Origin of the sequence: Acinetobacter sp. FDAARGOS_558, assembly GCF_003937785.1 — a bacterium.
GTDB classification, from domain to species: domain Bacteria; phylum Pseudomonadota; class Gammaproteobacteria; order Pseudomonadales; family Moraxellaceae; genus Acinetobacter; species Acinetobacter baumannii.
In genome coordinates, this window is record NZ_RKJH01000001.1 from 1,050,196 (window position 1) to 1,067,370 (window position 17,175).

Consider the following 17,175-nt stretch of genomic DNA (forward strand, 5'->3'; position numbering starts at 1 on the left):
TAGCATGAACTTTATAATTAAACAGAATGAAGTTAGCTCAGTTTTAAATAAAAATGGCTCAAGTTTTATAAAAAATGAGCCATTGTTTATAAATCAATTAAAAAGCTCGTTTAAAGCTTATATTTTAAATTTATCCATCGTTAATTTTAGCTTACAATAATATTAAAAAGTCTTTAAATATCAATAACTCTACTGAGCTGCCAGTAAAGACTGAACATTTCCAACAATATTATCTACATTACTACTCATCGCCGTCCCATGATCCCAGTTACCCGTCACATAACTATTAATTTTAGTACCTACGACAGTGGCATTAGATATCAAGATATCCGTTGCTACTTTAGGTACTGTCGAATCTGCTAAACCCTGATAGATAATGATTGGTGTCGTAACTTTTACTTGTAACGGCTGCGAATCTTTATCTAAAAATGTTTTAACTAACGGTACAGCCATAAAGTTAGGCTGTGTGCGGGTATAACCGTCAAGTGTTCCATTATGTTCTGTAACATACTGAGTCATACCCGCTCCAAAGGCCTGTCCTAATGGTCCAGAACAAATTGTTTCCGCTTGTTGGGCAATACTTGAAATTTGTGGAGTAAATACTTGTGGATAATCAAAAGTGGGTTGTGTGTTGCGAATACCAGCTGTGACTAAAGCTGTATAAGTGTCAAGTTGAGCATACATTGAGATCTTTTTATCTAGAGTTGCATTCGCAACAGACTGCTCGCCTGCTATTAAAATAAAACCTAAATTAGAAGCAGGCGCTACGGCTACTGTACCTTTATATTCTAGTTGTGCACGGCTCGCATACTGTGCAGCTCCTAATGCAGCATGCCCACCTTGAGAATGACCTACAGTGACCCATTTTTTCGAAGTTAATAAATTACGTTGAGATAAATAGTTACGCGCTGCAACCACTGCATCGGTAATTGAAAAAGCCTCACTTTTAACATTTAAAAAAGGATGTATACCAGAGGTACCCAAACCTTCATAATCAGGTGCCACAACAACATAACCTGCTGCTAATAATTTACTAATTAAATCTTTTGTACTGTCTGCTAAAGCTGCTTTACTTGGTGCACATACATCTGCCACACCCGTAGTGCCATGCGCCCAGACTACAATGGGCCAACCGCCGACTGGTGGTGGAGTGTTTGGTGTAAACACTAGACTTGTTGCCTGCACTTCTTGTCCACTTTGACCTAACATTTTATAAGTTAAAATACTACTTTCTGCGGCAACTGATCCTAAGTTAGTACTTGTATAGGCTTCAACTTTAACCACTGGATTTTGAATATTATTGGTTGGAGTTCCGGATGGATTAGTAGTAGCTGGGCCATCATCACTACTCCCTCCTCCACAAGCGACTAAAAATAAACTCGTACTAAGAACGCTCGTCATTAATAGTTTCATTTTCATTGGCATATCTTCCCTTAAATTCCATTTTTGTTGTGCTTTAGTTTTTTAATCAACATTCTCTAATGTCTTAAAAACAATTACGCCTAATCTTAATTTTCCGCAAGTTCTATTCGACAAAATCAATCCCTGAAAATTTCTATTTTTAATATAAATTGTCGTTCTCACCACTTTCAGCCTCACTTCAGGTTTTAAAGTGCGAGGCCAACTGTTAACATTCTTGATTACTCGTAATTGTTTAAAGGGCCGGATATGCAAGCCATTATTTTAGATACAGAAACACATACACTAAATGGTTTGCCTATTGAAATTGCATATGCCCCAATTGAAATTAATGCAGGCAAGCTCACCTTAGATAAAAGCAAATTGTTTGATCAACTTTATCAAGTTGGGACCCCTATCTCTTACGCGGCTATGGCAGTACACCATATACTAGAATCAGATTTAGAAAATCAGCCCCACTATAAAACTTTTAAATTGCCAGACACTACAACTTATATTATTGGCCACAATATTGATTATGATATTGCCGCGATTGCACGTTGCGGTGTAGATGTTTCTCATATCAAACCGATTTGTACGCTAGCTTTAGCACGTAAAACCTGGCCTGATGCAGAAGCGCATAATATCTCAGCACTGATCTATATGATTTCTCAAGGCAGTAGTAAAGCTCGAGAATTACTCAAAGGCGCGCACCGTGCCGATGCGGATATTATTTTAACTGCCAATATCTTGATGCATATTGTCTATCATTTAAATATTCAAGACATTGAAGAGTTGTACCGAGTTTCTGAAGAAGCACGTATTCCCACAACAATTAACTTTGGCAAGCATAAAGGTACAGCTATTGCTGAACTCCCTAAAGATTATATTCAATGGCTATTGCGCCAAGACGAGCTGGATGTTTACCTACGTAAAGCATTAGAAAGTGCATTTTAACGGCCTAAATAGATGATATTCATAAATTCTTCATCATATTGTCATTTTTGAGTTTTATCGTTAGCCCCATTTATATTTTATTAAGAACAGTACTGTTTGATAGAAAAAATCAAACAGGCTGCTTCATTTTTATATTGGGGAAAAATGATGGCTGGTTTTTATCGAACCAATTTGGGAAGAGTCGCGCTTCAACAACGTAATATTGCTTTAAATGCCAAACAAAGACGTTTACTTCTATTAATTGATCATGAAGATTTTCAAACTCTCAATACCGAGTTTAAAAAACGCATTGCTCCACCAGAACTCATTCAACAACTTATTGACTTAAAGCTTATTGCCCCTATTAGCGAAAACGATTCAGAATTTACTGAACAAATACCTCTCTCAGAATCACCTACCACGAGTTTAGAAGTAAAAGTGCAACAAAAAAGCACTATAGATGAAAATGAAAATGCCGATTTGACTGGAGAAATTAAAGTTTCTCTAGAATCATCATGCCATTCTTCAAATATTGAAAATATCCAACCCGTAGTTCCATTTAAACAACTTACTTTTGAAGAAATACAACAATTAATGAAGCAAAGCTTGAGTCAATACTGTGGACTTATGGCCAAACCACTTATTCAGAAAATAGAACAAATTAAAAATCTTCAAGAACTAAAAATTTGCCAAATGCAATGGATTACCAGTTTGCAAGAGTCAAGGATTCCCCCTCATGAGCTGGCACATACGCTTCACTCTATTAATTATTCAATTCAGCTCATTCAGCAAAAGAACTAAAACATAACAAGCTGCTGTTTAATTAAGCATTAAATTCACTTGGTACGTATTTCGTGCTTTACCTGCAAGTGTTTTTTTCCTATGATGTGCCCCACACATGCGCTCGTAGCTCAGTTGGATAGAGTACAGGTTTCCGAAGCCTGGGGTCGTGGGTTCGATCCCCGCCGAGCGCACCAAATTTAATTATCAAATAGCTTCAATTAGTCTCAAAACCATTGAGACACCTAATTTAGCAAATTTAATAATGTCTCATATAGTATCAATTATTCTCACTAATTACCGTAACGTTTGCGGTAATTTTTACGGTAATCTACTTTCTACCGCAATTTAATACCGTAAAAAGATTAATAACTTTATTTTTCAAGCCTTTCTATACCAGTTAAATTCATTTAAACCTTAGAATATATTTTGTTCTACATTGAGTTAAAAATAATTTTAAGCAGTTCAAATAATGTTCATGTGTTATCCATCGCTCAGTATATTTTCCGATAAATGCGCGATGACTGATGTCAATTTATGAATTCCATTTGTTTATTTATAGCGTATAAGAATAAATTGATTATTCAGAACTCAGTAAAGATCAACTTTAGTTGGTAATTCCCAGCGACGTTCATTAAACGTTACTGTTCCATCATGATTGATTGGTAATTGATTACCGTTATAGTCAAAAACTTTTAAGACTTTACCGCTTTTGTTTATCTCCGCAAGCAAATTACACATACGCTCAAGCTTTCCGACTTCTGTGACCATAATCATTAACTGCATGATAGAACCTCGAGAGAGTATGAAATGAGAAAAAATTTGCTCAAAAAGCTTTAAAATCAAAGAAACTGAGCAAAATTATTCTCATTATTAAACATACGATATATTGATTTAATTAAAGCCCATTTAAAGGGCCTTAATACATATTCCCACATTTACATTGTTATTAATCGTGTGAGCAGTGCACCCTGAGAACAGAATACACAGCACTGTAATTAATGAAGCAAATTTAGTCCGCTTGCAATGGAAAATTTTCATACTAGTTGATCCGGTTAGCGATCCAACCGTAAAAAAATTGCTCTTGGCTTTTATTGCGTTCACAAATTTCAATATAGCGTTGACCTTGCATGATATTGAGCACGCGTACTAACACCTTCTCGCCGTCCTTCCCACGTTTTGATAAATAAGTTTTTAACGCACCCAATGTGGCCGAGCCATAAACTCCATCAACTTTCAAATCAGGCCAACCAGCTTTACCCTGATTATTCAGCAGGTTTAAAGCACGTTGTAGAAGAGGCTTTGCAAAGCCAGTACCGCAGTTCACTCCTGTGTCTAACAATTCTTCAGCAACAGATGGACTAAGTGCATTTACCTGATCAAAACGCGGTTCCAACCAGTATTGTTTTCTATAAATACTTTTTGCAAATTCAAGCGGCAAATCTTTCATATTGCCATTCCAGCCATTTTCACGCGCAACAGCTTGTGTGATGCCATATTTAGTTGCACCACCACGGTCTGCTGGATTGTTCACATAACCGCCTTCGCGTTTAATTAGCTCATCAAGATATTTTTCGATATTCATTTCACTATCCTTTACATAAAAAAACCGCCTTTCGGCGGTTAACTGTTTTTAATTTCGTCTTTGGCTTTCTTAAAAGCCTTAATAACTTCAAAAATTGTTTTCCCTTCTTGTTTGTCGATGAAATTAAAGGTCCATCGCACAATGGCCCAACCGGGCAAACCACAAACGAAGAAAAACCCCCCTATGGCAATCATTCCCCAGATATCAGTAACCCACTCATGTAAACCCCATTTCACGATAATGAATGAACCGCCACATAAACTGGAAACAACGGTGCAAATCAAACCCACGGCCCATTCTTGCGGAGACCTTGGCATTCGTGTCATTAAAACGACAGCAGCAACTAATGAAATTGACAAGGTGACAGCAATTGCCACACCATAAAACTTTAAAAATGCAGTAATACTGCTAGTTGAAAGTGGCTCCATAGCCATTACTCCAGAAATAAAAAAAGCACCCGAATTGGGTGCTACTAACTAAATGTACATAAAAAAAAGCACCACTATGGATGCTGTTACTTTTTCATTTCAATAACACTTAACGTTCTCGAAGTAATCATAAAGTTGCTTCTTGATTCCACATTTAATGGGATATTAACGCCCTCCTGTCGAGCAAATCCTGCTTTAAGTGTGTAGGTAACATTACCAATAGTACTGTTATCATCAATAGCTGAAACGATAACCGCTGTACCATTAAAATTAACGTTAATATTACCAGTCTCAATATTCGCGCCCAGAGAGCCTCTGCCAATTAAAGACCCATTTTTATATATTGAAATATAAAAGGAAGCCATTGCCCTATCGTTAGCTGCAATTGGATTACCTCGTCCATCACTTACACTAAATGCCCCGAAGGTTGGGGTGCAAATATTTACTGAGGCATCAAGTCTAACTTTTCCACCACTTCTATTCAGAGTAACTTGTAAAAGTGTGCCTATATGGTTTTCCCATGCAGCTAAGTGGTTATTAAAATCATTATTAGGCTGTCCACTTGTAACTCCACCTGCAAAAGTAGTGATAGTCTTTACATCAATTGCTTTTACACCTATTGGAACAGTTACAGCTTCATCCTTAATTTTTAGCGTATCAATAGCTCCATCTTCAATATTTGCATTTTTAACTTTAATCGTCCCTAGATCAGCACTAATTGCACTTAAATTATCAGCCCAGATTCGGCTAGCATTAATATAGCCAATAGAGGCATTGTCTAAATACAAACCTGCGGGAATAACTGTGCCATTTGGCAAAGTTGTAGGAGTCGACTGGTAAGCAAATGCATATTTTGGTGTCACTGTTCCAGTAACGTCTGAAGGTGCGCCAATGGCAAATCGGTTTGCTTGGATAATGAAATCAACTGTTTTACTGTCGTTCTCAATGCCAACGCCCCCGACTAAGTTGCCTGATTGCAGCTTCAAAGTGGCTCTTGCTTTCAGACCATCAATTGATTGCTGTTGAGATTGAATAGAGGCCGTATTACCACCTACCGTAGTTTGCAGAGTAGTAATACTTGAGGCTTGTGTAGAAACTTTCCCATCAATAACCGACACTTTCGAGTCAAGCGATGAAAGTGCTGAAGCTTCAGCCTTATTTGCAAGCCTATCACTTATGGCCTTAATGTCTTGTACCCAAGTACCCCATGTTGATGTACTTGTACTTCGGCGTTCGGCAGTCAGTTTCGAATCTGTGCCGCGTGCAATTTGAATAATCGGTCCACCAGTAGCGTCGCTATAATAAACATATGTTTCAAGCGAAACATATGTCCCCATTCCTGTTAGACCAAGCGTTGAGGCCTGTTTAAATTCTCGGACAATTCGTTTAGGGTAATTTGACCAATACCATGACGGCGGCTGATTTGTTGACCGAGTATCTGTCACTTCAATATCTTTCAAGATTCCAGTTACAGAGCTATTCAAGGAGGTAATGCTTGAGCCTTGAGAAGAAATTGCACCTTCGGCTGTAGATACGCGGTTAGCCAAGCTGTTTAAGGCCGAGCTATCGGCTTTGCTTGACAATGTGCCATTGATAGTCGTGATACTGTTGTTTAACTGGGTAATTGAATTACCTTGAGAGGTAATTTTGCCCTCAGCCGTTGTTACACGAGTATCTAGCGAAGATAAAGCTTTGGCAGTAGCATCATTGGCAGCAATCGCATCGGCATCTTCAATAATGAGGTAATCAAGCTCAGTAATACCAGCGGCATTAGAGTAATTTGCAAGGAATTGGACACTAATGAACGCCGTAGCATTTGGAAGTTGACGAGGATTATCTAAAGTCCAACCACCTGTAGCCGCCCCTGCCGCACGACCTTTGACATATACCGTAACTTCTTGCCATACATTAAGTGCAGGCGCTTGGTTTGAAACAAAGTAGTTAGAAGAACCAGCGCCAGTTGTCACTGTATTGCTTGAATTAACGTGTGAAACGCCATCTTTTGCAATTCCAAATACAGCACAATAAATGGTTCCCGTTCCACTGACTCGACGGTATCTAGCACGGATGCGGTACGTTTTATTTTGATCAAAAGGAAGTTTTGCTTTTGATCTTGCGTTTACATGGTCGTTATCAGCATTGTTACCAAAGCGATAGACTTTGCCTCCAAGTGCAGATGTGTCATCAGCTCTCGTAACCTCACCGTTTTTGGTCCAGTAAATCCATTCACTATCTGGATCCACATCAATTGACGCAGACATTGTGATGCCATTTGAGGTGCTTTTTAAATTTGCTGCAAGGCTAGTGATTGAAGATGTATTTGCAGTAATCTTCCCTTCTGCATCCGTAACACGACTGTCGAGATCAGAAACGGCAGAAGTATTGGCTTTCGTATTCAAAACGCCGTTGATGCTCGTGATACTGTTGTTCAGCGAAGTAATGCTATTCGTATGAGACGTAAGAGTATTACCTTGCTGTGTGACCGTGTTAGTGAGGTTAGTGATAGCAGAAGCGTTTGCATTGCTATCAGGGATGTAATCATAGGCACTTGGAATCCAAGCATCAGTCGTGAGCACATCGCCCTTTACAAGCACCGCCCAATAAACTGTACCAACGCTACCCTTGTCGGCTGTCGGACGGTTGAGCATGTAGAAGTGGATAATTGGGCCAGAGGCAACTGCGCTGTTTTTTACAAAGGTAACTTTGCTGACAACCTTACCATTCGTATTTACTACTGCTTGGAGATGTTGTGAGCCACCACCTGCGTATACAGCAAGTGATGAGTTTGTATCGCCAGTCCCACGTTTGTGCTCGGCACACCAAATTAAAGTATATGTAGCCCCAATTTCCCAATCTTCACCGAGTTTGTAGGTGTGATGCGGATAAGAGACACCATCATATGTACCGACTTGATTTGACTTGATGAGAAGGTTTGTGCCCGCCTTTCCGCTAACCGCTAGGGAGTTAGTCAATGAGGTAATTGAATTACCCTGACTGGTGATATTCCCTTCGGCAGTAGTTACCCGGTTAGAAAGGGAATTTAGCGCAGAAGCATCAGCTTTCTGTGAAAGTGCGGTATTGATATTTGTAACGCTATTATTAAGAGAAACAATGCTGTTTGATGCAGAAGTTACACGACCATCAATGTTGGTAACTTTAGAATCGAGCGTACTTAATGCAGAAGAGGTTGCTTGCAAGTCGCTTGCTAACTTCTTGTTACCTGTAATGTTGCGAATTTGAATATTCGTAACATGCCATTGCTGACCCGCCGCTTCTGACGCAGCAATGCTCACTTGTAGCCAAGGTCGGATTTCAACCATACCCGCAGGAACGGTGAAATAACCTTCAACTAAGCCCCAAGCATTTTTGTCTGTAGATTTAACAGCTACGGTGTACCAAGTATAAGTACCAGCACTATTCCGAGTATTAAAACCAATTACTGCAGAAGCGGTTGCTGATGTATTTGGCGTTGCAAACCACGCGGAAACATAGAACATATCTCCGACGTTGCACTTAACAAATGGGCCATAATAACTATCGCGGTTATTCAGTCTTAATGCCTTCGGAGAAGGTGGGTTTGGCGCTGCGTCAGTTGCATCAACGATTACCCCTGCTGTCCAACCACTCTTTGGATCAACAAAGTCAGGATTGAGAACAAGATTCGACAAGTCATTATTCGTAAGCGTGTTATTTAAGCTTGTAATAGAATTGCCTTGGCTTGTAATGTTTCCTTCTGCCGCTGTCACGCGATTCGAAAGGTTATTTAAAGCACTTGCATCGGCTTTATTTGTAAGTGAGCTATTAATGCTTGTAATGCTGTTATTTAAGGATGTAATAGAATTACTGTGAGAAGTAATAGTATTACCCTGCTGAGTCACTGTATTTGACAGTGAGCTAATTGCCGAAGCATTGGCGTTAATCTCTGTTGAAATATCTAACAAAGATGGCTCAATGATTGCCGAAATGCCGTTAGATGCAAGATCGGTCTCAGCCATGAAGCTTGCTGACCAACCATCGGCCCAACTGTCAGGTGGAGTTGTATAGCCAATTTCAGCGTCCATATTGAACTTAGGATATTGCCAATAAGCACCGGGCGCTTGGGACGTCAAAATAATGACTACTGTGCCATTACGGACGCCCATGCGAACTCGAATTGGCATGGTGCCCGAATTCACTACACCATGTTGAAGTAGAGAGGTGCCCGAATATGCATAACCCCCAATGTTCAGATTAATTTCATTCTTAGCGGCCAAGTAGTTATAGCCAGTAAGTGAAAGTCGGAACATTTTATTTGTGAACGTAATTGGCGTTTGGATTACGATATTGCCAGTTAGATTTGCGCCGTTTTGTTGCCACACCAGCACGCCTCTAAATAACTTAGCTGCGCCAGTGCCGCCCTGAATCTTTGGCAATGCAGCGTTGGCTGTATTGGTTGTAACCGTCAAGCTGTTACTTAAATTAGTAATCGCGTTGCTTTGATTTGTTAAACCATTTTCAGCAGCCGTCATTCTTGTCGAAAGCCCGCTTAGAGCCAAGTTTGCCGCTGAGATATTCCCTTCTGCTGCACTCATACGAGAGTTAAGCGAAGTGATTGAATTTGTTGCTGTCGTTAAGCGTCCATCAACTTCTGATACTTTGGTATCAAGAGCGCTAATCGCTGATGCATTTGCATCATTGGCAACAATTGCCTCTGCATCTTCCAGAATTAGGTAATCAAGCTCAACAATGCCCGTTTGCGCCGAATAGTTTGCAATAAACATCGGCGTGATGAAGCCTGCTTGTTGTGAAACAGTACGTGGGCTTGTTTTTGAGCCTGAACCTGATGCCGCTCCTGCTGATCGACCTTTGATATACGCAACGATTTCTTGCCATTCATCGATCGCAGGCGCGTGGGCATTAACGACATAGTTAGAAGATCCCATGTCGCCCGATAATGCGTTGGCTGTTGTTACGTATAGTGCCTTGTCTGGGGTTTTCTGAGAGACACCGAGGTAAATTGTGCCTGTTCCGGCACGACGGCGATACCGCGCACGAAGTCGATATGTCTTAGTTGCATCAAAAGGAATGAAGTTATTCGGATGCATCCAAACAATATCATTGCCAGCATTATTTCCAAGTTGAATAACACGACCCGCTTGGCCATCCGCTTGTGCAACAATTGAGTATTCGCCTGACGTATTAAAGAATGTCCAATCGCCCTGTGCATTACCCGCATTCATTGAAATGCTTGAAGTAGCGTTGCTTAAAGTTGAACTTAAAGCTGTAATGGCATTGGTATTTGACGTTACTTTGCCATCGACATTCGTAACTTTCGTGTCGAGGTTTTGAAGCGCAGAAGCATCAGCTTTTTTGTTTAAATTGCCTTCTGTGGTCGTCATGCGACTTTCGAGGCTAGTGACGCGTCCCGCAGTCGCGGCGTTTTGGCTAGTGGCTGTGTTGAATAAATCAGTCGCCTTGGCTTGCGTTGAAAGAATCATTCCGGTTGGGTCGCTACCTGCAATCCAAGCCGAAGGGGTTGTGTTGTTGCCAACTTGCCGTTCAAGCATCATTCTTTCGATATTGATAACTTGTCCCGCAGGTTTGCCTGTAGGGTTTCCGATTAACAGCATACATGCTGCCGCGCCGCCAGCAGGAACGGTGAATACCGCACTGTAACGAGTTAATGTCTCTGTAATATTGAAACGTTGACGAGCAGTGCTAACGTTGTACATTACCCAATCAATCGGATATGGAGGTGTCCCACCGACAGTTTTAGCAACAAAACTAAAAATGTATGTGCCTTCTGTTAGCCATTGACGTGGAACTTGACCGCCACCAATGTTGAAGTATGTGCCGCTAGAGGCGTTAGCTGGCATCGTGAATTGGAACGCACGCACATTCACAGTATCTGGCGATTGAATAACTTCAAATGGAAGACCTGAAATCCAATTTGGTTTTTCAACTGGATTTGAGATTTCTGGACCCAATAAATTCACGCCCTGATTCGGCAACCCATCAAAGCTGCTTTGTAAAGCCGTTAAAGCCGATGAATTTGAAGTAACTTTCCCATCAATCAGTGTTACTTTTGAATCCAACGACTGTAATGCACTCGCGTCCGCTTTATTCGAAAGAGAACCATTAATGCTTGTGATGCTGTTGTTGAGTTGAGTAATAGAATTACTATGAGAAGTAATCGTATTGCCCTGTTGAGTGACTGAGTTAGTGAGATTAGAAATAGCAGAAGCATTAGCGGCAATAGAGTCACTATATGCTTTAGGAATCGTGTCATTTACCGCAGTAACATCAAACACTTCATAAGATGCAAGAATTACGTCTACAGGGCTTGTTGTAGAAGGCACAGGCGGATTTGCCGCATTAACTACACGGTTATGTCCCTGAATAGTATTAGCTACATCAGTACCACCTTGAACAACGGTGTAGTAAGTTTCAAATTTACCTGTTCCTAAATCATTGCCTAGGATTTTGATGTAGCCACCAGTGCCGGTTGCATTCCCAACGGCAAGTAACTTTGTACCCACAGGCATCTTAATAATTTGTTTAATTAAAAATGTTTTATTTGCAGTGAGTACAAGAGTTGGTGCTGTTGGGTACCATCCCCCACCTAATGCTTGTGTAGCTCTAATGAGCATTTCGCTTGTAGAGTCTGTAGGATTATCTGTTGATTTAGCTTGCTTAACCCAAGAAGTACCTGCCGGGAAGACATAAGCTGAAAGTCCACCCGAAGAGGTTGTCTTAAATGTTGGGTCGTCTCTTAAAGGTTTGCCAAGCGATAGAAGTCTAGCTAAAGCATTAACATCATTTAGGGTGTTATTGGTCGTCGTGAGGCTATTGTTCAAAGTGGCAATCTGTCCACTTTGACTTGTGATATTCCCTTCGGCAGCCGTAACGCGACTTGTTAAGTTACTAACGGCACTTGAATCAGCCTTGTTTGCTAACGTACTGTTAATCGACGAAACACTATTTTGAAGGGATGTAATTGAATCACTTTGATTTGTGATTTTTCCTTCAGCTGTGGCCATACGAGTTGAAAGACCATTCACGGCGTTATTAGTGCCAGTGATATTCCCTTCGGCAGTCGTCATTCGAGAACCTAGAGAGGTAATCGAATCAGTAGCAGTAGTTAAACGTCCATCGATATTGTCAACTTTTGTTTGGGTCGTTTGAATTGCAGAAGCATTGGCGTCAATTGCAGCCTTTGTATCACGAGGGCTTGGACTCCAAGCGGTAGCCTTTGTGCCCGCTTCAATTTGTAATTTACGAATCGTCGGAATACGACCAGTTCCATACGTTCCATAGAACTCAATTGTCGAAACAGTTGTACTTGCCGTATGCGCTTTTGGAGTAACAGTTACGGCGTATTTAATAAATTGATTTGCGATAACTGCATTGACGTTTGTTGCGAATGTATGTGCAGACCCATTAGATGAATACACCTGCACTGAACCAACAACAGGTACGCTCATTTCAAATGAAATCGTGATTGGCTTATCAAGATTTTCGTCATAGAACGCTTTCAGTTCTGCACTACGTTCATACAGTAAATATTCTTTATTGGTTGCGGCGGTTGAAGTGCGTGGTGCCTCCGAGTTCGCAACAACGTTTACGCCGCCGATCGTTAACTGGCTATTGAAGCTATTAATTGCGCCAGAAGTAGCAGCATCGGCTTCTGTCTTGGTGTAATAGTTGCTTAATGCTGAGGCATCTGCTTTCGATGAAAGTCCAGCCTCGACGGTTGAAACACGACCTTGCAATGAGGTCACAGCACTCGTATTGCTAGTTACTCTTCCATCAATGCTTGTAACCTTAGAATCTAAGGAATTTAATGCGCTTGAGTCCGCTTTTGACGAAACCTTGTCATTGGTTGCGTTTAAATCATTACGTAAAGACGTAATTGAATTGCCTTGGCTCGAAATTGTGCCTTCTGCTGTCGAAACTCGGTTGGTTAAGGCATTTAAAGCCGTAGCATCAGCTTTCTTCGTAAGTTCGCCATTGATTGATGTAACGCTATTATTCAATTGCGTAATTGAATTGCCTTGGCTTGAAATAGTGCCTTCGGCATTTGTTACACGGGTATCGATTTTGCTAATAGCAGAAGCATTGGCGTCAAGAGCGGACTTAATAGCACTTAAATCAGTTGGTCCTGCTGTCCATGTTGAAGCAGGTACATCGACACCAACGACCTCTTCAAGCATTAACATGTCAATGAGAATGCGTGAACCAGCGACGTTATAAACGCCGTTGCCAGAACAGATAACCGCAAAGGCAACTGCATCTGGCGGTGCTGCTACAGCTTTACAGCTAATTGTACCGCCGTCGTTTGAAGGTGTTACTCGTGTGTTGTTAGTTGACTGATTTAATAAAACACTTTGAGAAGACGTGAAAGTGCCGTCTGCTGCGCGTTTAAACCAATGCAATGTAAAGTAAACATCTGCCTGTTTAGTAGCATCGAGGTTCTTTAAATAAGCGCTTAGCATGTAACGCTTTCCGCCACTGACAATACCTGCCGCCGCAGTATTGACTGTTGCTAGTGACGAGGAACCAAAATAAATACTGCCAGCAACCGCATTAAAGGTAACATCATAAGCATTACCCTTAATACGCATTGGCGATTTTACTAAGGCAACAGTTCTCGACGCACCGATAATGTAAGGTGATAGTTCTTGCGGATCAGAAAAAGGCGCAATGATATTGTTGATGCCTTTGCCTGTACTCAACTCTGATTTTAGTGCGGTAACTGCCGAAGCTGCTGCTGCCGCATTGTTAACGGCGGTATTGGCAGTTTGTTGTGCGGTGGCAGCTGCATTAATTGCTTCAGCCGTTTTACCTTCATTTGTAGTTAAACGTGAATCCAGCGAAGTAATTTTTGATGCATTAGCACTTGTGTTTGTTGCGTTAGTATTAATTTGCGTTTGCAAACTAGATAAAGTGCCGTTAGTGCTAGATTTATAAGTCTCAATATTACTTAACAGCGCCGCATCTTCTGACTTGCGTTGAGAGGTTTCAGTGGTGAGACCATCATTCAGATTAGAAATTGCAGTTGTGCGTGCTTTAGTTTCATCAGCAATCTTTTGATTTAACTGATTTGTCGAAGTGGTTAAATCAGAAGCCACTTTCGATGCCGCAGCTGCTGCATCATTGGCAGCGGTTTGTGCATTCGTTGCGGTCGTATTCGCATTACTAGCAGTAGTTTTTGCTTCTGCTGCTGCCGTGTTAGCAGTTATTGCTGAAGATACTGCTTGATCAGCCGCATTCTTCGCGTTAGCTGCAATCGCACTAGCCTCATTTGCCACTTGCTCTGCTTCTGATGCCAGTACTTGTGCATCTGTAGCCGCCGCCTTAGCCTCCGTAGCCGCTGACTTTGCTTCTTCAGCAGATGCTTGTGCATTCTTAGACGCTTCTTGAGCATTACTGGCTGCAGTTTGTGCATTTGCAGCTGCTTGTGCTGCTGCTTCAGATACATTAACTGTATTCTCAATTTTAGTTTGTAGCTCTTTAGCTAGATCGGTTTCTCCGATATGACCAGAAATTAGATCAAGAACCGCTTCTGGATCTGCTGTGGTCGTACCATTAACCCATTCAGACCAAGGACCAACATTGCCAATCCGGTCAATTAATCGACCGCGATAAAACTGTCTAAGATTAGGTTGTAAACCTTGGATTGTGGTAGTGGTAGTCGGATATGCAAACAACCCTAATTGAGCAATATTATTGATGCCATCAGTTGAAACTTCAATTTCGGTATAAGCAGTATCTTTTGCCCCAGTTGGCGGAAATCCCCAGTCCAACTTCATTCCGAATAAAATTCCAGTGGCTCGAATAAAAGCTAATTTAGGTGGTAAACCTTGCTTACCAGTAATATCCGTTAATATTGAAGAAGTAGGCAATGAAGCAACTTCGAATGCAGAAATTGCAGTAACACGAGCTTGATATTGACCTGAATAAACACCAGGTACTTCGACTGAGTTATTTCCTGTTAATGGTAACCGAATCCACGATCCATCATCTTTTCGCCACTCAACAAGATACTTAACAGCACCTTTTGCTTGTGTCCATGACACAATCATTGTGATGACATTAATACCTTGATCAACACGACTTTCGGTCGTAATCAAAACATCTTTGACTGGTTCTTGAATTGAAGGATTGACTATTGATATAGGTGCTTCTTCAAAGAATGCACCGTTATCAATTTCATCAAATTTTTGAGGGTTATATTGGAGTGCTGTAATACTGAACTGGTGTTTTTCATCTTGTGAGATTGAAATAACACGGAATTTCATTGTCGCTAAATCTTGAGCATCCAAAACCCAAACGTTTTGTACTGCTATTGAATTTTCATCAAATGGCAAAGTTACCTTAACAACACGGCCTGAGATTGATTGAACAATTCGAGTTTGAGCTTTTCCATTTTCGCCATTAATAACTAAACGATCACCAGCCTTAGCAACAACATCATCTCGATCAAGTGTAATTTTTGTTAGATCAGCAGAAATTTTAGATACACGTCCCCCATTGGCCCGTCCTGCAAAAAGCTCATCTGCAATTTCAATAACTCTACCGGGCAAAGGGATGTGGCCATCTAGACCAACTTTAAAGGAAACAGTACGGGTTTCTTTTTGTTCTGACTTTAATGCCCAATGTCCTGCACGCTGAGCTTGTCCACGTGAAGTACATCCCCATGCATCTAATTCTAGAATACGTACTTGTCCTGATTCAGCAATTGCTTGCTCATCGCGTACAAATTCATATTCAGTTTTATAGTGGTTAGCTGGATTATCCCAAGCAACTTTAACGACATTGTGTCGATCACGCGCTCGTGTACCTGAATATTCAAACTGACCGCCAATAACATTAGCACGGGTATATGTGAAATATGTATCTTGTGGAATATCTGCATCACAATGGATGTTTGCACCATCCCAGAAAGCAATCGCACGAAAGACACCAGCTAACTTTGTTAAAATACTGAAAGCTTCACTAGCACTTTGTAGATAAACGTTACAAGTGAAGCGAGGTTCTTCTCCGCCTAATCCGTCAGATACCATCTGATCACAATATTGGGCAAGGCGGTATAACGACCACTTATCAATCATTAACGGCGTTAAACGATCGCCCAAACCGTACCGATCATTTGTGCATAGGTCGTAATAAATCCAAGCAGGGTTATTTGAATATGCACGTTTAAAAGTACCATCCCAAATGCCAATGTATTGGCGTGTTTGAGCGTTATAATTGCTAGGTACTAAAAGTAAGGTCCCTTTTAAATCAACAGCAACTTTCGCAACATTGCCGAAAGTTTCAGCATCATATTGAAGTCCTAATAAGGCGGTATTTGGGTAACGTAATTTTGCATCAACTACTTCAGTGACGGCTTCAACATACATCTTGTCACTTACGTATTCAGAAGTTGAGTTGGGTGTGATACGACGTACACGTACAATCCAGCCGGAATCAGCTTTGGGCAAATCTATACGATGTGCACGTTCATAGTTGGCCGATGTTTTATCTGATATTTTTGTTTTTAATACTTCTATCCATGAGCCACCATCGGTTTGAAGATCAATTGCATATTCAATAGTTAAACCGCTAACATCCCCAGTAGTAGCGTCTTGACTGCGTAAAGGTCCCCACTTCAAACGAATTCTGACTGCATCAAGATCAATATTGCTAAAAGCTCTTACCCAAGGGATACCAGACTTTAATTCAACTCCTACAGCTGTTTCGCTTTCAATTGCAGGAAATCCGTCAATATAGTCTTGGTCGTTAGTACCCTTTCGGAAATCAACTTTTACATTAGAAAAGCTTAGGTTCCCATTTGCATCTTGCAAAGGGGTTTCTTCAAGAAAAATTGATTGATTGCCGTTGGCTAATCCTTCGACTTCCCCCTCAGCCAATCCGTATAAGATTTTAATAAATGTTTTTGATTGTGCTGAATCAGGAGCTATTACAGGTTGACGAGCTTTGTTGTCGCCCTTTTTCGCGCCTATCACCTTCGCCATAATAAATCTCGCGCAATAAAAAAGGCGCTTAAAGCGCCTCTAAAATATA

At 40.9% G+C, this 17,175-nt stretch carries 8 protein-coding genes and 1 tRNA gene; 4 read left to right on the forward strand and 5 right to left on the reverse strand.

What is annotated here, in order from left to right; genetic code table 11:
- Nucleotides 1-4 precede the first annotated feature (4 nt).
- Complete coding sequence (locus EGT34_RS05085; RefSeq protein ID WP_002010476.1) at nucleotides 5-160, forward strand: hypothetical protein; 156 nt, start codon at nucleotides 5-7, stop codon at nucleotides 158-160.
- Between the two features lie 29 nt (nucleotides 161-189).
- On the opposite strand, the gene EGT34_RS05090 is transcribed toward EGT34_RS05085, so the two are convergent.
- On the reverse strand, nucleotides 190-1,419 hold the full coding sequence (locus EGT34_RS05090; protein ID WP_024437193.1) for an alpha/beta hydrolase: 1,230 nt from the start codon (nucleotides 1,417-1,419) through the stop codon (nucleotides 190-192).
- 249 nt (nucleotides 1,420-1,668) lie between these two features.
- Between EGT34_RS05090 and EGT34_RS05095 the strand changes: the two genes are divergently transcribed.
- The 3 genes from EGT34_RS05095 to EGT34_RS05105 all read left to right on the forward strand — a co-directional run bounded on the left by EGT34_RS05095 (nucleotide 1,669) and on the right by EGT34_RS05105 (nucleotide 3,311).
- On the forward strand, nucleotides 1,669-2,355 hold the full coding sequence (locus EGT34_RS05095; protein WP_001147935.1) for a putative quorum-sensing-regulated virulence factor: 687 nt from the start codon (nucleotides 1,669-1,671) through the stop codon (nucleotides 2,353-2,355).
- Between the two features lie 144 nt (nucleotides 2,356-2,499).
- Nucleotides 2,500-3,135, forward strand: coding sequence for a hypothetical protein (locus tag EGT34_RS05100; RefSeq protein ID WP_160945227.1), 636 nt, complete (start codon nucleotides 2,500-2,502; stop codon nucleotides 3,133-3,135).
- A 99-nt stretch (nucleotides 3,136-3,234) separates the two neighbouring features.
- Nucleotides 3,235-3,311 (forward strand) — tRNA-Arg (locus tag EGT34_RS05105).
- A 394-nt stretch (nucleotides 3,312-3,705) separates the two neighbouring features.
- On the opposite strand, the gene EGT34_RS05110 is transcribed toward EGT34_RS05105, so the two are convergent.
- The 4 genes from EGT34_RS05110 to EGT34_RS05125 all read right to left on the reverse strand — a co-directional run bounded on the left by EGT34_RS05110 (nucleotide 3,706) and on the right by EGT34_RS05125 (nucleotide 17,126).
- Nucleotides 3,706-3,903: a hypothetical protein gene (locus EGT34_RS05110; RefSeq protein WP_031974908.1), complete on the reverse strand. Its 198-nt coding sequence runs from the start codon at nucleotides 3,901-3,903 to the stop codon at nucleotides 3,706-3,708.
- Between the two features lie 253 nt (nucleotides 3,904-4,156).
- Nucleotides 4,157-4,699: a glycoside hydrolase family 108 protein gene (locus EGT34_RS05115; protein WP_031974909.1), complete on the reverse strand. Its 543-nt coding sequence runs from the start codon at nucleotides 4,697-4,699 to the stop codon at nucleotides 4,157-4,159.
- Between the two features lie 38 nt (nucleotides 4,700-4,737).
- Nucleotides 4,738-5,127: a hypothetical protein gene (locus EGT34_RS05120; protein WP_031974910.1), complete on the reverse strand. Its 390-nt coding sequence runs from the start codon at nucleotides 5,125-5,127 to the stop codon at nucleotides 4,738-4,740.
- An 86-nt stretch (nucleotides 5,128-5,213) separates the two neighbouring features.
- Nucleotides 5,214-17,126 (reverse strand): phage tail protein, encoded by an 11,913-nt coding sequence (locus EGT34_RS05125; RefSeq protein ID WP_104877234.1) that lies wholly within the window; start codon nucleotides 17,124-17,126, stop codon nucleotides 5,214-5,216.
- Between the last annotated feature and the right edge of the window lie 49 nt (nucleotides 17,127-17,175).

Excerpts from the sequence above, each read along its gene's own strand:
- EGT34_RS05085 (WP_002010476.1), top strand. The coding sequence starts at position 5 with ATGAACTTTATAATTAAACAGAATGAAGTTAGCTCAGTTTTAAATAAA.
- EGT34_RS05090 (WP_024437193.1), bottom strand. The coding sequence starts at position 1,419 with ATGAAAATGAAACTATTAATGACGAGCGTTCTTAGTACGAGTTTATTT.
- EGT34_RS05095 (WP_001147935.1), top strand. The coding sequence starts at position 1,669 with ATGCAAGCCATTATTTTAGATACAGAAACACATACACTAAATGGTTTG.
- EGT34_RS05100 (WP_160945227.1), top strand. The coding sequence starts at position 2,500 with ATGATGGCTGGTTTTTATCGAACCAATTTGGGAAGAGTCGCGCTTCAA.
- EGT34_RS05115 (WP_031974909.1), bottom strand. The coding sequence starts at position 4,699 with ATGAATATCGAAAAATATCTTGATGAGCTAATTAAACGCGAAGGCGGT.
- EGT34_RS05120 (WP_031974910.1), bottom strand. The coding sequence starts at position 5,127 with ATGGAGCCACTTTCAACTAGCAGTATTACTGCATTTTTAAAGTTTTAT.
- EGT34_RS05125 (WP_104877234.1), bottom strand. The coding sequence starts at position 17,126 with ATGGCGAAGGTGATAGGCGCGAAAAAGGGCGACAACAAAGCTCGTCAA.